Annotated in this window: 17 protein-coding genes and 3 pseudogenes; 13 read left to right on the forward strand and 7 right to left on the reverse strand. The window is 63.3% G+C overall.

Features of this window, described 5'->3' with window-relative positions:
• The 3 genes and pseudogenes from AC1DE3_RS27770 to AC1DE3_RS27780 all read left to right on the forward strand — a co-directional run.
• Positions 1–308 (forward strand): annotated as a pseudogene (locus AC1DE3_RS27770) (hypothetical protein); the annotation flags it as partial.
• Positions 309–597: 289 nt separating this feature from the next.
• A complete protein-coding gene (locus AC1DE3_RS27775) occupies positions 598–792 on the forward strand; it encodes a hypothetical protein (RefSeq protein WP_441514200.1) in 195 nt (64 codons plus the stop codon).
• A 1-nt stretch (position 793) separates the two neighbouring features.
• Positions 794–991, forward strand: coding sequence for a hypothetical protein (locus tag AC1DE3_RS27780; RefSeq protein ID WP_441514199.1), 198 nt, complete (start codon positions 794–796; stop codon positions 989–991).
• On the opposite strand, the gene AC1DE3_RS27785 is transcribed toward AC1DE3_RS27780, so the two are convergent.
• From AC1DE3_RS27785 to AC1DE3_RS27795, 3 genes and pseudogenes are all read right to left on the reverse strand, one after another.
• Positions 992–1477, reverse strand: a complete 486-nt coding sequence (locus tag AC1DE3_RS27785; protein WP_476798064.1) for a CYTH domain-containing protein — start codon at positions 1475–1477, stop codon at positions 992–994.
• A gap of 1062 nt (positions 1478–2539) precedes the next feature.
• Entirely contained in the window at positions 2540–2815 is a 276-nt protein-coding gene (locus tag AC1DE3_RS27790) for a hypothetical protein (RefSeq protein ID WP_476852963.1), read from the reverse strand.
• Between the two features lie 396 nt (positions 2816–3211).
• Positions 3212–3488, reverse strand: a pseudogene (locus AC1DE3_RS27795) (NAD(P)/FAD-dependent oxidoreductase); the annotation flags it as partial.
• A gap of 375 nt (positions 3489–3863) precedes the next feature.
• On the opposite strand from AC1DE3_RS27795, the gene AC1DE3_RS27800 reads away from it, so the two are divergent.
• The 7 genes from AC1DE3_RS27800 to AC1DE3_RS27830 all read left to right on the forward strand — a co-directional run bounded on the left by AC1DE3_RS27800 (position 3864) and on the right by AC1DE3_RS27830 (position 12281).
• Positions 3864–4763, forward strand: a complete 900-nt coding sequence (locus AC1DE3_RS27800; RefSeq protein WP_441514196.1) for a LysR substrate-binding domain-containing protein — start codon at positions 3864–3866, stop codon at positions 4761–4763.
• A gap of 107 nt (positions 4764–4870) precedes the next feature.
• A complete protein-coding gene (locus AC1DE3_RS27805) occupies positions 4871–5842 on the forward strand; it encodes an ABC transporter permease (protein WP_441514195.1) in 972 nt (323 codons plus the stop codon).
• Complete coding sequence (locus AC1DE3_RS27810) at positions 5842–6762, forward strand: ABC transporter permease (protein ID WP_441514194.1); 921 nt, start codon at positions 5842–5844, stop codon at positions 6760–6762. The genes AC1DE3_RS27805 and AC1DE3_RS27810 overlap by 1 nt, the downstream gene beginning before the upstream one ends.
• Before the next feature lie 3 nt (positions 6763–6765).
• A complete protein-coding gene (locus AC1DE3_RS27815; protein WP_441514193.1) occupies positions 6766–7737 on the forward strand; it encodes an ABC transporter ATP-binding protein in 972 nt (323 codons plus the stop codon).
• Complete coding sequence (locus AC1DE3_RS27820; RefSeq protein ID WP_441514192.1) at positions 7734–8762, forward strand: ABC transporter ATP-binding protein; 1029 nt, start codon at positions 7734–7736, stop codon at positions 8760–8762. The genes AC1DE3_RS27815 and AC1DE3_RS27820 overlap by 4 nt, the downstream gene beginning before the upstream one ends.
• Positions 8763–8775: 13 nt before the next feature.
• A complete protein-coding gene (locus AC1DE3_RS27825; RefSeq protein WP_476852964.1) occupies positions 8776–10365 on the forward strand; it encodes an ABC transporter substrate-binding protein in 1590 nt (529 codons plus the stop codon).
• Positions 10362–12281: a CocE/NonD family hydrolase gene (locus AC1DE3_RS27830; RefSeq protein ID WP_441514190.1), complete on the forward strand. Its 1920-nt coding sequence runs from the start codon at positions 10362–10364 to the stop codon at positions 12279–12281. Before AC1DE3_RS27825 ends, AC1DE3_RS27830 begins: the two co-directional genes overlap by 4 nt.
• Here the strand turns inward: AC1DE3_RS27830 and AC1DE3_RS27835 are convergent.
• Complete coding sequence (locus AC1DE3_RS27835) at positions 12238–12639, reverse strand: hypothetical protein (protein WP_441514189.1); 402 nt, start codon at positions 12637–12639, stop codon at positions 12238–12240. The two genes, AC1DE3_RS27830 and AC1DE3_RS27835, sit on opposite strands and share 44 nt — an antisense overlap.
• 42 nt (positions 12640–12681) lie before the next feature.
• Positions 12682–12915 carry an ATP-binding protein gene (locus tag AC1DE3_RS27840; protein ID WP_441514188.1) on the reverse strand — a complete coding sequence of 78 codons (234 nt, stop codon included), beginning with the start codon at positions 12913–12915 and terminating at the stop codon, positions 12682–12684.
• Between the two features lie 400 nt (positions 12916–13315).
• Here AC1DE3_RS27840 and AC1DE3_RS27845 point away from each other — a divergent pair, with 400 nt between their 5' ends.
• Positions 13316–13738 carry a hypothetical protein gene (locus AC1DE3_RS27845; protein ID WP_441514187.1) on the forward strand — a complete coding sequence of 141 codons (423 nt, stop codon included), beginning with the start codon at positions 13316–13318 and terminating at the stop codon, positions 13736–13738.
• An 11-nt stretch (positions 13739–13749) separates the two neighbouring features.
• Here the strand turns inward: AC1DE3_RS27845 and AC1DE3_RS27850 are convergent, their stop codons facing one another.
• On the reverse strand, positions 13750–13983 hold the full coding sequence (locus AC1DE3_RS27850; RefSeq protein ID WP_441514186.1) for a DUF6894 family protein: 234 nt from the start codon (positions 13981–13983) through the stop codon (positions 13750–13752).
• Positions 13984–14245: 262 nt separating this feature from the next.
• Positions 14246–14350: pseudogene (locus AC1DE3_RS27855) on the reverse strand (DUF3606 domain-containing protein); the annotation flags it as partial.
• 256 nt (positions 14351–14606) lie between these two features.
• On the opposite strand from AC1DE3_RS27855, the gene AC1DE3_RS27860 reads away from it, so the two are divergent.
• The gene (locus AC1DE3_RS27860) at positions 14607–15101 is read left to right on the forward strand and encodes a YciE/YciF ferroxidase family protein (protein ID WP_476798065.1); all 495 of its coding nucleotides are present in this window, start codon (positions 14607–14609) and stop codon (positions 15099–15101) included.
• Positions 15102–15686: 585 nt separating this feature from the next.
• A complete protein-coding gene (locus tag AC1DE3_RS27865) occupies positions 15687–16019 on the forward strand; it encodes a hypothetical protein (protein WP_441514184.1) in 333 nt (110 codons plus the stop codon).
• Positions 16020–17291 lie beyond the last annotated feature (1272 nt).

Raw genomic sequence — 17291 nt, forward strand, 5'->3', positions numbered from 1 at the left:
GGCCGGTTAGTTCGGTGGCCGGCGACCGAGGCAAGCAAATAGCGCACCTGTACATCGTTGAAGGCAGCGTTCGCCAGTCAGCGGATAGGTGGCGCGTCAGCACGCGCCTGATCGACGCTCGTACGACTGCAGTGAAATGGGCCTACTCAACAAACGGCGAACTGCGGACCGGATCAAACTTGGCGGCCGAGCTGGCCGATTTGATTACCCTTCAATTGGACACCGCAGCGGCGGCATCATACGCATCGACGCGCACTGCAAGTCCTTCGAAACCACTGTCCGAGGTCGACAGCGGAGGATGGCCTTGAGATCGGCTTCGGAAGGCTCAATCTAGCAATTTTTGCCCAGTCACGCTTCAATTGGCCAGATTCCGGTCGACGTTTAAGACTCGGCCTATCGGTAGGCCAAGATCGCCTTAGCGCGCGGGAACCGTTCTGATTTTCTCCGGTTTTTATCCTGCCGCTTTCGAGCGCCGGTGAAATCCTTCATCGACGTGTTTAGGGGCATCCTCGGAAGGCGGTAGGGAGGCGCGTCAGAGTCGCACCTTCGGTGCGGCTTCCTTCGACTCTCTGCAAAATATCGTCCTGGAGGATGACGATGCAGAACTCGACCCAAACCCGCATTCTGCCGACATTCGAACCTATTGAGACCCCCGAGCAATTGCGCGAGGCACTTGAGCGCTTGCGACGGCTTGAGATCGCGGCCGAGGATTCTCCCCGAGCACGGGAGCGGGCCGAGCTTGAGCTCAACATCTGTCGCTATCTCGCTCGATGCGAAATCCGCGTGCGCTAGAATGAATACAGCATTGTATCAGGCACTTCTCGCACTCCTCGTCGAGGCCCACGACGTCACCGCTATGGCTCACAACGTGCTGGGGCCGGTCGATATTGACCCGGCCACCATCGACGCCGACGCACTCGCCGAAGCGTCCGACAAGCTCAGGCGACTCCCGGCGGAGATGGTGGCGCTGCAGTATAGTGGGGTTCGGTAGTTAAGCCCTGAACGCGGCTCGTGATGCAATGCCTCCCTCGGCCAGCACGGCGTTCCGATATTCGTGACGACCGGTGATTTCTTCTCCGACCCAAGCAGGAAGGTTGAGGGGCTGGTCAGCGCGTGTCAGCTCCACTTCCGCTAGTACCAAACCGGAGTGGGCGCCCCGAAACTCGTCAATATTCCAGATCAGACCCTCAGCTTCGACGATGTATCGCACCTTCTTAAGTTCGCGGTTTTCGCAGAGCGTTCTGAGTATCTCTTCACCGTCCGCAAGTGGTATCTCGTATTCGAATTCGGCCCGAGCGAGGCCAACGCGCGGCCCCTTTATCGCCAAGCACGCTTTGTCTGAAAGGCAACGAACTCGGACGGTGGCCTCTAATCCGACCGGGCTCAGGTAGCCTTGACGAAGCAAGCTTGCGGATCTGGCGCTCTGGCGCCATCCATCGCCGGTTACCAGAAATTTCCGTTCGATTTCTATAGCCATTGGCCAACATCACAAGGTTCGTGCCACTCCGAAACTACGGCCGAAGGCGGCGGTTCCGATCGGCCTTGATCTTGCGAACCGTTGCCCTGCTCCCAAAATTTTTCCCTGCGGTCCACTTCTAGGGAAAAGGAGGCCGTTTTCGCGCCCAAAAGCGACATGCCTACAGGAAGCCGATGCTGGGCAACGGCGGCTTCCTTCACTTGGCCGCTGGGCGCTCTGGCGGGCTTTTCGCGGCGCTGGAACCTCCTGAACTCGACCGCGTTCACCATCCGGATTTCCGAGAGGTGCCCGATCTGGCCAAGGTCGGACAAGGGGCTGGAGGCCCAGCGAACCCCGCCACCACCGTGGCGGGGTTTGCCGTTTCGGTGATCGCGACTACCGATTTGCGCACTAGCTCTCCAGGTCCCATCGATGCGGCCCGCGCTCGCTATCGCTCGGCTTTCCGATCGCCCCCTGTAGCCAGGTATCGCGACACCGCCAATTCCAAGCGGGTCCGCTCCTGAGCCAACGCGCTATTCGGCGGGGCGGACTCTAAGGCCCGCAACCTTGCCAATGCGGCCCGGTATTCAAATGGATTGGTTACGCGGAAGAAGACGAAGGCGACGCCATCCTGTTTCGAGTTGTCCATGATGCAGCCCCTTGTAACGAACATCAGTGACGAGCGATTCAACTGGCGTGATTRGATCGCTGTTCCAATCATTCAGCATCTGCCCTGGAGGGCTCTTTCGCACCTCTGGAACCCAGCGCCCCGCTCCGCATTGACACCTGTGGTATTGCGTCTGGAGTAAGAGTGCCATGGTAGCGGCGCGTGCGAACTGGAAGGGCAATCTGAAATTCGGCGAGATCAGGTCCGGTGGCGCTCTATACGGGTGCGAGCACCGCGGCGCGCGTGTCATTCGCGACCGAGCGGCGCGCGTCGAAGAAGGCGGCATAGCCTGACTTAAGCCCATTTGCGGTCCAGGACTCGGCCCATCGGTAGGCCGAGATCGCGGTAACGCGCGTGCGATCGTGCGGGCTTTTTCGCGCAGTCGGAACCCGGCTCCACGCGCCGCACTTCCTCCCTCAATCATTTTCAGCGTTCACGTCGCCACAATCGAACGCGATGCGCCCTCGATAGATCACTCGCCGATTCAGCTCCACCTGCATTGTCATCTCGCAACGGTCGCTGTCGGCTAGCGCATCGTACGCGGCCTCGGCAAAGGCCTTTCGCGCTTCCCGTCGGGCTGCGATGTCGCTTGGCAAATCAAGATCGACGGAGTGCGAGCGGTCGTTGTTGGTGATGAAGCGATACAGAGGCATGGCATGGCAAGTCTCAAAACCTACGCGGGTGAAGCTCAATCGCCGGCTGTCGTGGAAGCCGTGGGGGTAGTGATGTGCTCGAACGGCATTTCGCTGCTCCTTCGTCTGGAAGTGCGAACATGCGGGATGCCATCCAGTTCCACCGGAACGAATCACATCGGCGCCCGTTCGCGACTCGTTGGGCTGTTGAGTTGCGTTCGATGTGTGCGCGTCGGATTCTCAGAGCCGGGCTGGGCTGCGACACCGTCAAGGGGCCGCCGCTCAGCCGCCGGCGGAAGATCGTGCCTGAACGCGTCGAGCCGTGCGGGGCGCGGTTGAGCCGCAAGATTCCGCGCAGCGATGACTGGTACGCTTCCCGCCTCGTCCACCAAGAGCTTTTTGAAGCGCGCCGAAATCCGCTGTCCAACCCGAGCGCCTGGGCATCCTTTATCCGCTGGTGCGGACGTAGAAATCGTCTATGCCGCCGGAGACGCTATCCGCCCGGGCTTTGACCAGTTTGATCGTGGGATAGCGCGCCAGCTGCCGCCGCCTCGGCCAGGATGTCGAGCGGTGGCTTGTGATCGTGGCCGAGCATGCCATGCGAATGACCGGCGAAGCGATTCCGCGGCAGGCCGGTATCGAGAACGGAAACGTTGCGGCGGGCGCGGCCGAGTTGGAGGGCGCCGGCGAGATCGGCAAAGCTGCCTCCGATTACGATGACGTCGTCCGTGATGGTCGGCTCCGAATTGTTGATGAAGAGGGATGGATTCGGCTTGGCGTCAGCTTTGGCGCCCTCGATGCCGGTGGGCCGACCTTGCGACAACAACACGTCGACCTGCCGCAGCTTCGCGACGATCTCTTCAGGCTAATGCTTCCTCTGCGCCATAGCGGCAACCTCCAAGGCTCCAAAAGCCTACTTCACGGAGGACCACTTTTCAGGGGGCAGGCCAACGGGCGCGGCGCTTACTTACTGCACCCTGCCTTCGCATCGGCAGTACCTTTGACATGATCCATGGTTGTCTGGTTTCTGGGCCCTCCAACACCGCACTCAGATGACAACGATCTTGCACGATCTCATGCTGCCGCTGCACCACGTGAACTTCAGCCCGTGAAGATCCGGCAGATCGAGATCTTCCGTTCCGTGATGGCGGGCGGCTCCACCATCGCGGCGGCCACCGCGCTAGGGCTTTCGCAATCGGCCGTCAGCCGCCAGCTCACCCAACTCGAGGAGGAGCTGGGCTTCGAGCTCTTCGAGCGCAGAAAGGGGCGTCTGCTGCCGCGGCCTGAAGCTTTCGCCCTGATGGACGAGGTCGGCGAACTGACCTCGCTTGTCGCGCGGCTGAAGCGCTACACCGAGGATCTGCGAGCCGGAACCGTCGGCCAGCGCTTCCTGAAGGTGGCGGTGCCGCATTCCTTCATCGCGACGCTGATGCCGGAGGTGATCGAGACCTATCTGTCTGAGCGACGCGACGCATCGGTCGAATTGATCGGCGGCCATTACGACGCGATCGAACAGATGGTACTGGCGCGCGTCGCGGACATCGGTTTCGTTGGCCTGCCGCCGCGCGACAAGGGCTTCGATGCCCGCGAGATCGTGCGCTCCGAATCCGTCTGCATCATGCCATCAGGCCATCCGCTCGCGGCCAAGGCGACCCTGACGCCGCGCGACCTGTCGGGGCACGGCATTATCATGCTGGGCCGCCAACGCCCGGCGCGCCTGCGCTTCGAGCGGCTGTTGCGGCGGGCCGGCGTCTTCCCGATTGTGCGCATCGAGGTCCATTCCGTCGAGGCCACCTGCGGCCTGGTCGCGCGCGGGCTCGGCGTCGCCGTGGTACCGGAGCTGATCGCCGGGCTCTATCGGCACCTGCCGATCGAGCAGCGCCCCTTCAGCCCCTGCATCCACGGCGCCTACGGCATCGTCACGCTCAAGGGCGCGCCGCTCTCGCGCTCCGCTGAAGCCTTCATCGAGATCCTGAAGAACCGGCTCGAGGCGCAAGGCAAAGCATAGCCCGATGCGCTTTGCGCATAAGGTTGCGCGGGCTTCCGGTGCCGCCCATGGTCGCCACGATACGTGAACGGCGATCACGCCGCCGTATCGGACGCCGGGAGCCTTCGATGACAGTCTTCGTCATTCGACGACTGATGCAGAGCATATTGGTGCTGGCGGCGACCGCTGTCATCGTCTTCGTCGGCGTCTACGCCATCGGCGATCCCGCGGAGATGCTGATCGCGCCCGATGCGACGGCGGCCGAACGCGCGCAGGTCGAAGCGTCGCTTGGCCTCGACAAGCCGCTGCCGATCCAGTTCCTCGCCTTTCTCGGCAATGCGTTGCACGGCGATCTCGGGCGCTCCTTCGTGTTCAACCAGCCCTCGATCTCGCTGATCCTGGAGCGCCTGCCGGCCACGCTGGAACTCGCCTTCGTCGCGATTCTGATCGCGCTCGTCTTCGGCATTCCACTGGGCCTGATCGCCGGCCTGAAGCCGCGCTCGGTCGCAGACGAGACGATCATGACCGGTTCGATCCTCGGCTTCAGCCTGCCGAATTTCTGGCAGGGCATGATGCTGGTGATGATCTTCTCGGTCTGGCTGGGATGGCTGCCCTCCAGCGGGCGCGGTCCGACCGGGCATATGTTCGGCATCGAGACCAGCTTCGCCTCCTGGGAAGGCATCCGCCATCTCATCCTACCGGCGATCAATCTCGCACTTTTCAAGCTGGCGCTCGTCATCCGGCTGACGCGAACCGGCGTGCGCGAGACCATGCCGCTCGATTTCGTCAAGTTCGCCCGCGCCAAGGGCCTGAGCGAGCGCCGGGTCGTGCTGGTCCATGTGCTGAAGACGATCATGATCCCGCTCGTCACGGTGATCGGCATGGAGATCGGCTCGTTGATCGCCTTCGGCGTCGTCACCGAGACGATCTTCGCCTGGCCCGGCATCGGCAAGCTCCTGATCGACTCGATCATGCGGCTCGACCGCCCGGTGGTGGTCGCCTACCTGCTCGTCGTCGTCAGCCTGTTCATCCTGCTGAACTTCGCGGTCGATGTGCTGTATTCCATCCTCGATCCGCGCATCCGGCTGGGGCGCAACTGATGGCCTTCGCGAAACCCGCTTTGTTCGCGGCGCTGCGCCCCGATTCCGACAGTCTCCTAGCCCGCTCGCTGGCCGGTATCCTGAAGAGCCCGAAGGCGACGATCGCCGCCTTCGTCTGCATCCTGCTCATCCTGGCCGCCGTCTTTGGCCCGGCGCTGGCACCGCAGGATCCTTACGACCTGTCGACGTTGGACATCATGGATTCGAAGCTGCCGCCGGGCTCCGAGAGCATGAACGGTTCGGTCTACTGGTTCGGCACGGATGTGCAGGGGCGCGACATGCTCTCGGCCATGATCTACGGCCTGCGGACCTCGCTCCTCGTCGGCGCGCTCGCCGGTCTCGTCGCCTTGCTGGTCGGCACCGTGCTCGGCCTTTCCGCCGCCTATTTCGGCGGGCGCGTCGACAGCCTGATCATGCGGCTGGTCGATTTGATGCTGGGCTTTCCGACGCTGCTCGTCGCGCTGATGCTGCTCGCGATCCTCGGCCAGGGGGTGGGCAAGGTCATCTTCGCCCTCGTGCTGGTGCAATGGGCAATGTTCGCCCGCGCTGTCCGCGCCGCGGCGCTGGTCGAGAAGGGCAAGGATTACATCGAGGCGGCGCGCATGCTGGGCCTCTCGCGACCGCGCATGCTGTTCGGACATCTCCTGCCGAATTGTCTCTCGCCCCTCATCGTCATCGGCACGCTCCAGGTCGCGAATGCGATCTCGGCCGAGGCGACTTTGTCCTTCCTCGGCATCGGCCTGCCGATCACGCAGCCCTCGCTCGGCCTGCTCATCGCCAACGGCTATCAGGTGCTGCTCTCCGGGCAGTACTGGATCAGCGTCTATCCGGGGATTTTGCTGCTCATCCTCGTCTTCAGCATCAACATCGTCGGCGACCGCCTGCGCGAAGTGCTGAACCCCCGCCTGGCGGAGCGCTGAGCCATGACGCCGGTGCTCGTCGTCGAAAACCTCGAAACCCAGTTCGCCAGCGCGGCTGGCCTCGTTCGCGCCGTGGACGGCGTCTCCTTCAGCATCGACCGCGGCGAAATTCTCGGCCTCGTCGGCGAATCCGGCTCGGGCAAGTCGATCACCGGCTTCTCGATCCTCGGCCTGATCGAGCCACCCGGCCGGGTCGCGGGCGGGCGCATCCTGTTCCAGGGCGAGAATCTGGTCGGCCTCCCGACCGAGAGCTTGCGGCGCCTGCGCGGCAAGAAGATCGCGATGATCTTCCAGGACCCGATGATGACGCTCAATCCTGTGCTCTCGATCGAGACGCAGATGGTCGAGGCCGTGCTCGCCCATGATGCGGTCTCGTGGAAGGAGGCGCGCGAGCGGGCCCGCGACACGCTCGGCCTCGTCGGCATCCCCTCTCCCGAGGAGCGGCTGAAGGCCTATCCGCACCAGTTCTCGGGCGGCATGCGCCAGCGCGTCGCCATCGCCATCGCCTTGCTGCACAAACCCGACCTGATCATCGCCGACGAGCCGACGACGGCGCTCGACGTCACCATCCAGAGCCAGATCCTGTTCGAGGTGCGCCGGCTTTCCACGGAGTTCGGCATGGCGCTGATCTGGATCAGCCATGATCTCGGTGTCGTCGCCAGCCTCGCCGACCGCATTGCGGTGATGTATGCCGGCCGCATCGTCGAGACCGGCTATACCGACGACGTGCTCGACCGGCCGGCCCATCCCTATACGCGCGGCCTGATGGATGCCTTGCCCGCCAATGCGGCCCGGGGCGAGAGGCTGCACCCCATCCCCGGTCTTTCGCCTTCCCCGCTGGCACGGCCCGGCGGCTGCGCCTTCCGGACTCGCTGCTTCGCCGCGACCGATATCTGCCAGCAGGAGCCTGCATTGCAGGGAACCAGTCACAGCTTCCGCTGCCACCATCCGCTTGCGACCGGAGTGGCGGCATGACCGGAGCAATGATCGAAGGTCGCGGCCTCGTCCGGCGTTTCTCCCGCGGCCTCGACGCGGCGGAGAAGCTCGCCAGGGCGCTGGGCGCCAACATCTCCGAGGAGACCGTCCATGCCGTGGAAGGCGTCGACATCGCCATCCAGCAAGGCGAGGTGGTTGGCCTCGTTGGTGAGTCCGGCTGCGGCAAGTCCACGCTCGGCCGTTTGCTCGCCGGGCTCCTGCCGCTGACCGAGGGCAGCTTGCTCTGGCAAGGCAAGGACGTCGCCTCGCTTTCGCGCAGCGAAGCGCTGGAGATGCGCCTTGCCGTCCAGGTGATCTTCCAGGACCCGATGTCCTCGCTCAACCCGCGAAAGCGCGTCGTCGACCTTGTCGGCGAGGCGCCGCGGGTGCACGGCCTCATCCGGCGTGGGGAGGTCGACGACTATGTTGCCGAACTGCTCGAGAAGGTCGGCCTCGACCCCTCCTACCGCAAGCGCTACCCGCATCAGTTCTCCGGCGGGCAGCGCCAACGCATCGGCATCGCCCGGGCGCTCGCGGTCAAGCCGCGCATGATCATCTGCGACGAGTCGGTCTCCGCGCTGGACGTCTCGATCCAGGCGCAGGTGATCAACCTGTTCATGGACTTGCGCGAGGAGCTCGGCCTGACCTATCTCTTCATCAGCCATGATCTCGGCGTGGTGAAGCATATCAGCGACCGGGTCGCGATCATGTATCTCGGGCGCGTGGTGGAAACCGCGCCGGCCGAGTCGTTCTTCGCCGCGCCGAACCACCCCTATACCACCGCCCTGCTGGGCGAATTGCCTTCGGTCAAGGAGCGCCGGCGCGCCTTCACGCCGATCCGCGGCGAAATCCCCTCGCCGCTGCATCCCCCGGCAGGCTGCACCTTCCATCCTCGCTGCCCGCGCGTCTTCTCGCCTTGCGCCCAGGCCCGGCCGCTCCTGAAGCCGGTCGCCAAGCGGCATCTCAGCGCCTGCCATCTCAACGACGCCCCGGCCGTGCCGTTATCGGCCGGCGGCTGCGCCTGAGGAGGAGAATCTCATGAGCTTCAAGCCCCGCCTCGCCGCATTCCTCCCATTGCTCGCGAGCGTCGCCTGCCTCGGCTCGCCGGGAGGGGCGCAGGCTGCCGACCTCGTCATCGGCACGGCGAGCGAACCCTCCGCGATGGACCCGCTGTTCTCGCGCACCGGCCCGAACCAGAACATCGCCATGCAGATCTTCGACCGGCTCGTGGAGACGGATGCCCATCTGGGCATGCATCCGAGCCTCGCCGAGAGCTGGACGACGCTCGACCCGACGACCTGGCGTGTCACCCTACGCAAAGACGCTCGCTTCCAGAACGGCAAGCCGGTCACGGCCGACGATGTCGCATTCTCGCTGGAGCGGGCGCGCAATGTCCCGAACAGCCCGGCCCCGTTTTCCAACAACGTCTCGGGCGTGATCTCCGTCAAGGCGCTGGACGCGACGACGCTGGAGGTGAAGACCGACGCCCCGACGCCGGACCTGATGGAGCGGATCGGCTTCGTCTACATCCTCGAAAGGGCCGCCGCCGAGGGCAAGACCTTGCAGGACTACAACAAGGGCGACGGACTCGTCGGCTCCGGCCCTTACAGGTTCAAGGAATGGGTGCCGGGAGACCGCGTCGTCCTCACGCGCAATGATGGCTATTGGGGCGCGGAGCCCTTTTTCGAGACGGTGACGATCCGCTTCATCGCCAATGACGCGGCGCGCGTCGCGGCGCTGCGCTCGGGTGCGGTCGACCTGATCGACGGCGTCCCGCCCGCCGATCTGCCCGTGCTGGAGAAGACGGCGGGCTTGAAGGTGCATACGATCCCCTCGGCCCGGCTGATCTATCTCGCACTCGACACGGCGCGGGAGGAGAGCCCCTTCGTTACCGACAAGGATGGCAAGCCGCTGAAGCCGAACCCGCTCCGGGATTCGCGCGTCCGCCAGGCCCTCGCCAAATCGATCAACGTGCCAGCGATCGTCGAGCGTTTGCTCAACGGGGGGGGCGTGCCGGCCGGCCAGCTCGTGCCGGACGGTGTCGCCGGCTTCGACCCCTCACTCCAGCCCCTCGCCTATGACCTCGCCGGGGCCAAGGCCCTATTGCAGCAGGCCGGGCTGAAGGACGGTTTCGGCATCACCATCCATTCCTCGAACGACCGCTTCGCCGGGGACAAGGACATCGCGCAGGCGATCGGCCAGATGTTCGCGCGTGGCGGCATCAAGGTGAACGGCGTCGTCACGCAACCCTACAACGTCTACGCAGGCGCCGCGAGCCGGCAAAGCTTCTCTGCCTTCATCTTCTCTTTCGGCACGACGACGCCGACCGCCGGCCCCGGCCTGCGCAACCTGTTCATGACCGCCGATCCCAAGGCCGGAACCGGCGGCTTCAACCGCGCGCGCTATTCCAACCCCGCCTTCGACAAGGCGCTGTCGGAAGCGTTGACGCAGTTCGACGAGGGCAAGCGCATTGCCGCGATCCAGGCCGCGACGAAGATGGTCTTCGCCGATCTGCCAGTGATTCCGCTCTATTGGCAGAAGATCGCCTGGGCCTCGAAAGGCAACATCACTTATGAGGCGAACATGGCCGAGGACACTACGGCGGCGCGGGCGGGGCTGGCGAAATGAGCACCCTGTCGATGAAGGCCGGCTCTGAGCATCCCGCATCCGTCGCGACCGATGGCGATGTCGTCACGCTGAAAGACGTGATGGTGACGATGCGGGACGGCATCCGGCTTGCCACCGATATCTATCTGCCGGCGCGGGACGGGCAGCCCTTTCCTGGCCCGTTCCCGGTCGTGATGGAGCGCACGCCCTATGGCAAGGCCGAGCGCTCGCGCGCCGAGATCGGCCGTGGTGAGGCCAAGCCCATGGCGCGCTCCGATGTGGCCGCTCATTTCGTCCGGGCCGGCTATGCGGTGGTCTATCAGGATTGCCGCGGCCGCTACGGCTCGGAAGGCGAGTTCGTCAAATACGTTTCCGACGCGGAGGACGGCTACGACACCTGCGCCTGGATCGTCACGCAGCCCTGGTGCAATGGCAGAATCGGCACGATGGGCCTGTCCTACGCCGCCCACACCCAGGCGGCACTGGCTTCGCTGACTCCGCCCGGCCTCGCCTGCATGATCCTCGATTCCGGTGGCTTCTCGAACGCCTTCCAATGCGGCATCCGGCAAGGCGGCGCCTTCGAGCTCAAGCAGGCGACCTGGGCCTATAACCGGGCGCAGGAAAGCCCGGATGCCCTCGCCGACCCCGTGGTCGCCGCCGGCCTAGCCGCGGAGGATTTGCACGCCTGGTTCCGCGTGATGCCGTGGAGCGAGGGGCGCTCGCCGGTGCGCTGGGTGCCGGAATACGAGACCTATCTGCTCGATCAGTGGCGCGCCGGCTCCTTCGGCCCCGAGTGGAAACGGCCGGGCCTCTGGCTGGAGGGCTTTTACGACGCGGTGCCGGACATCCCCATCCTGCTGATGTCGAGCTGGTACGACGTCTATGTGAAGACGACCTTCGACAATTTCGCGGGCCTGGGCGCATCGGGACGCCGCCATCTCAACGTCATCATGGGACCCAGCCTGCACGGGAACCGCCAGTCCACCTTCGCGGGAGATGTTTCCTTCGGCGAGGCCGCGCCCTTCGACGGCAATGTCGGGACGAACTGGCTCGATTTCCGCCGGCGGTGGTTCGATCGCTGGCTCCGGGACGAGCCCAACGGGCTGGAGGCCGACCCGACGCTGCGCCTCTTCCTGATGGGCGGCGGCTCGGGCGAGAAGAATGCCGACGGGCGGCTCGTCCAGGGCGGGCGCTGGATCGAGGCCTCGAACTGGCCGCTGCCGGGCACGGAACGGCAGGATTGGTACATCCATGGCAACGGGCAGCTCTCGCGCGACGAGCCGGCCGCCGACGCCGCGCCCCTGACCTATGATTTCGACCCGGCCGACCCAGTCCCGACCATCGGCGGCGCGCTGACGAGCGGCCAGCCAATCTTCGAGGGTGGCGGCTTCGATCAGCGCGAGGGGCCGCGCTTCTTCGGCTCGCGCGCTGCCGGCATGCCGCTGATCGCGCGGCGTGACGTGCTCGCCTTCGAAAGCATGCCGCTGGAAGAGGACATGGCGGTGGTCGGGCCGATCACGGTCGAGCTCTGGGTGGCGTCCGACGCGCCCGACACCGATTTCACCGCCAAGCTTGTCGATATGCATCCGCCCTCCGCGGATTATCCCACCGGTTTCGCGCTCAATCTGACCGACGGCATCTTCCGCTGCCGCTATCGCAACTCCTGGGAGGAGCCGGAGCCGATCGAGCCGGAGGTCCCGTTCCGGATCACCATCGAGCCCTTCGCCACGGCGACCTTGTTCAAGGCCGGTCACCGGATCAGGCTCGACATCTCCTCCTCGAATTTCCCGAAATTCGACGTCAACCCCAATACCTTCGATCCGGAAGGGCGAGGCCGCAGGCGGCGGGTCGCTCGTAACACCATCCTGTGCGACGCAAAGCGCCCATCACGCATCATTGTCCCCGTTGTACCCTTATCCTCGTTGTCGGATCTGTAGCGCTTCTCCACGGCCTACTCCCCCGGCATCGCTGCAAACGACAGTGTTTGGAACGGGCCGGCCGTCCTCCCGCCACCGCCAGGTCGGCCGCTACGCTCTCCTGCGTATCGGTTAAACTAATCTCGATTGCATTGCTGTCGAAGCGAGGAATCTCTCCGCGGGAATTGAGCCAGGGATGACGCAGAATGCCTTCCCGATCGACATTCGCAAGGCTGTCATAGAGGGGATCGAGTATCTGCGTCTGGTACTGCGCCGGCGTCGCGATGCGCGGAGTAAAAATATCGCCGGTGACCAATGGATAACCCGTCGCGTTGTCGTCGCGATAGGCGATCAGCCGATAATCCTTTGCCCCGGCCATTCGGTCGATTCTGGGCACAACTTTGGCGGAGCGCGGCTAGCCTTACTGATGCGAGCTTTGCTGCCTCGCGGTATTCAGGAGCGAAACGGTTGCCCGGAGTCCGCCACCTTCCATATTCCTTAGCTCGACTTTGCTTTCGCGAAGGTGCGCAAGCGCAGCTTCCGCAATCGCCAAACCCAACCCGCTTCCGTTGTGGTGTTGCTCTCGGCCCCGATAGAAGCGCTGCATGACCAGCGCGAGTTCATCGACGGGAATACCCCGCCCCTCGTCTTCCACAAGGATGCTGCTCTCTCCGGCTCGCCAACGCCACAGGAGCCGACGAACTCTGCGCTGATGCCATGGATCTTCAAGCTCACGGCAAGCCCGTCGGCAAGGATGGGGTCGTCTTCGACGATCAGAACGCGCATGTCATTCCCTCGACGCCGGATTCCTCCCGTCAGCTTAAGGCTGCCTTAAGCTGGCGAAGCTCGATGGCCGCATCGTTCCCGAACGGGAACCGCAGATCTGCTTCGCGCGATACGATGGCTCGACCGCGAGCTCCGAGGAGCATTAGTCCTGATGAGCGTGGTCGCGATTACTTCTCGTTCGAGCCGATCGTAAGTCCTTATCTGGAGGGCGCCGATGAGATCGTGTTGCGCACCCCTATTCGCGAACCGTCGTCGAGGAATTACGCGCGGTGCCATGGGCGTGGTGGAACGGCGAGGACAAGGCCTGGCACGTTCCGTTTCGATCGTTCTATGAACTTCGCAGGAGATGGCCGGCGATTGAAGCAGCCGCGGAACGCAGCGACCCGGAAGCTCGAAGGCAAAGGCGCGAAGCGGCGAAATCCACCGCCGAAGACGAAGACGCGAAAGCAGCGGAGACCGAGCGCCGCCGCCGACGCTATCCCGTGCCTGCAAGCGAGCTGCCGCTTGACAGAGTGCTGATGTCCCATGAAGGGCCGCTCGTCGTCGTTGAGGTAACCGGCGAGCTCGTGCCTATGGAGACCGCCGCCCGGCATCACCCGTGGAGCTCCGGACTGCCCGACGATCTGGTCTGGGCTTTGTGGTGGCGTGCGACCCATGAGGAGCTGGTCAAAGCATGCGAACTGAGGTCGTAGAGGTTATTGGTTCAGGGCCGATTTGTGTGCAGTTCGAGCGTCGCTACGCAGATCTCTCCGCCAACAGCGTCCTGGACAGTCACCGCCATTGAAATGTGATCCCCGTTCGGCAGCTTCTCGATATTCATTGCGGTGAGCAGCTCCTTGGCAGCGTTGTAAGCGCTTTGCTCATCGGGCAGTTCCGTGCCCTCGTCATCCAGATCGAACTTCTCGCCATCGCGAGTGTGGAAGAAGTATCTTGGCATATTTGCAGAATGCAGTTGCGCCGAGGGAGTTCCACTATCTGCGTTCTGGCGCCGCTGTTCTTTTGATGTGGAGGTAGTCTGGATCGAAATCCGCCAAGGTGCAGAGGCCCTCCCAGTCGAGCACCTTCAACCGATTGCCTCAAGCGTCAGAAGCCCCGCCTCGCGAATCTCGCGCAGTTTCATATTCATGTGAACGGTCGACAATCCGAGCGCATTGGCCATTTCCGGCTGGGTCAATGGACGGGTCTAAATCTTGCCTGCGTCAAGGCTGCTTTCGAAGCTCTTCTTCCACCGCGCTGGCCAACGGCCCGACCTTGCGGACGACCTCCTCGAGTTGAGCTTTGGAGATAGCCAGCTTGTCGGTCCAATAGCGAACCTCTTAGTCCTCTCGGATATTGATTCGCGAACGATCCGGGGGTCCGCGCTAGTGCTTATCGTCGGACATGATGGCCTTCTTCCAGAGAAGGAATCGACGAAACAGCGCTCGGTTCAAAGTCGGCAAAGCGCTATCTACCCACGACGTCGCCGCAGGGTGCTCGCCCGACTAGGAGAACGCTCCTCAGGCGGGAACCGCCGAAAGCCCCTTCGGTTTAGGGAGTTTCAACCCACCAAGGGAGGCCCTTATGGCAACCGAACCCAAGAAGCTCGACGACCTGTTTCTAGACACGCTCAAGGACATCTACTACGCCGAAAAGCAGATTCTGAAGGCGCTCCCCAAGATGGCGCGCGCGGCGAATTCGCCGGAGGTCAGGAAACTGTTCGAAACCCATCGCGACGAAACCGAAACACATGTCGAGCGGCTCACGGAGGTCTTCGAGATTCTCGGCAAGGCCCCGCGTGGCAAGACCTGCGACGCCATCGTCGGCATCATCGAGGAGGGCAAGAGCATCATCGAGGAGTTCGAGGGCAGCCCGGCGATCGATGCGGGGCTGGTCGGCGCCGCGCAGGCGGTAGAGCACTACGAGATTGCTCGCTACGGCACGCTGAAGACCTGGGCAGGGGAGCTGGGCCTTACCGATGCTGTCGCGCTGCTCAATCAGACGCTCGCCGAAGAGACCAAGACGGACCAGCTCCTGTCCAAGATCGGCATCGGCTCGGCGAATAAGAAAGCTGCCTGATCTCGGCGTCAGGCCATTCGCCTCTCGGATGCTCCGATCGAGCTTGAACGGTCGCGCGTTTCCGGGAGGCGATCGGGGAACGACATGTCGGGCATCAATTGTAGTCCGAAGGTCGGGGCAGGAGTGGCTGCTCAGCGATGGCGTCACCGAGACGCGGCATCTCTACCCTGCGCGGATCGTTATCGAGAGCGCGGTGGAGCGATGGCAGAACGGCGAGAATTCAGCAATGCGCATATCAACGCAGCAGGAATACGCGGAAGCGGCCGCGAAAATACATCGTCTGGCCGATGCAAAAGAGGGCACCCAGGGGGCTACTGAACTGGCCGAACTGGTCGCCGCCGTCCAGGAGTGGGAAGCGGCGGCTTCACCGCTCGCGCAGGGCGATGCTTCAGCGCGGGGGAACTTTCATACGCCGCGGCGACCTGGCCAGCCGGGAGATGAGGATCAGCGGCGGCCCGGGCCCAATCCGCGGTCGAGGAATGCAACGGGGTCGCATGCTCCTTTCGAGCAGGCTGATCGCGACGGCTTAGCTGCCGAGAAGCATCGGCCCCGCGATTGATCGGCTCTGTTTGAAGGAGGCGAGCGATGGCTGCCCACGGCCTGGTCAACGGGCCCCTCGGCGAGAACTGCATCCACCTTTTGAAGAAGGTCGCGTCGATCCAAGGCGAGCCGGATCGAGACGCGACGACGAAGGTCTCCGTCAAACCGGACGTTGATCGGAAGCCGGAGACGGAGAAGACGCAGGAGCGGCCGGGTAACACGCCGGCCGCGGCGTCGGCGAGTAGTTGCAGACCAACATTTCAATTGTCGCGCGGCGTCGTGTTCGGGTGGGGGCGATTCAGCGCTCTCCGACTTTTTTTCAACTACCCCCGCGAGGTTATGCAAAGCATCGCAACACCTCGGCACGCTCAGCGGTGATCGGGTTAGCATTGGCGGCGATTGTAGCGCCGCCACCCGTCCTGAAAGGCCGGAACTCGACCCGCTGGCCGATTGCAAGCTCGTGGTCGCCGAACACGTTACGATGGATGGCGAGCGGCCCGCCAGCACAGTTGATGCGGGCACCACGGAGCGCAATTGAAACAACCTCGTCGATAATCGGATGCCTCACAGCAGGTGCGTTGCTTCACAATTCTGACGCTGGCGCCGGACTGCAGAGCTCACGTCCATCGTCGCGCGTAGGTCCGCGCTGCGTGGGTAGGCTGGCAGTGTGATCTCGAATAGATCGACGTCAGAGATGGTCCGAGGCGGCAAACGCCAGTGCCATCGTCCCATTCTTCCGGCCTAGAGCGCCTTCGGTGCATTCCGGCGAAATGGGACGATATTCGAAGAATTCGCAGCGCTTCGTGCCGCATCTAGATTGTCGAATGCGCTCCGAATAGAATCTCGAAGGCGAAGGTCTTCTTGCCTTTCGCCAATTGCGCAAAGGAATGCGCTTCTCAAGAAAACCATACACTGTTCGTAGCTCGAAGAGAGACTTTCGTGATTGATATCTGAACGCATAATGGCCCCATGAGGTACACACTGTTTCGATTTGGGCCGGCATGGGCGTAGCGACTTAGAAAAGCAGAAAACTAGGCACGCGGATATGTAAAAAGACGCTTTAGAAAAAAGGTCTATCCGCAAAAATTCGGGATCGGACCGGGGAGGCTTCTGTCTCTGTGCTCGAAACCCACGCACGTGCCTGATTCGCATACGCAGCTAGATCTGATTTCGATCTGATTGAATCGTGCGTGCAAGGACAGATCCAGAGACCGCTCGAGCCGCGCGAGATAATTGGTGAAACTGCCACCCTCTATGGGTCGCGCCTATATCGGCTGCGCTTGGAGCCGGGGGATGCCTCGTTGCCTTCAGCCTGCTGCCGGAGCCGCAGGAGCTAAGACAACCGCTTCCGCATCATCTGGCTTCGTCGGATGACCAGCTCAAGACATCGATGGGCGCACTTTTCGCGTCCAAGCAGCGGGTGCCGTTACAGCGCCTACCGTTGTGCGGGCGACGCGACGCGCGACGCGCTGACCGGCTCGATGCCTTCGTTCCCGATGCAAAGCGTGGCCTGCTGGTCTTCGGCCGGCCGGCGAGGCCTTTTCATGCTGTGGAGGTCATTCGAGTCGAACGACCCATGATCTGAAATTTTTTACTGGAATTGCGGAACCGAGCGGGTGAACTGATCGTTGGCTGTACGCCACTGGCGCG

It is taken from the genome of Allobosea sp. 10L417 (genome assembly GCF_056395485.1).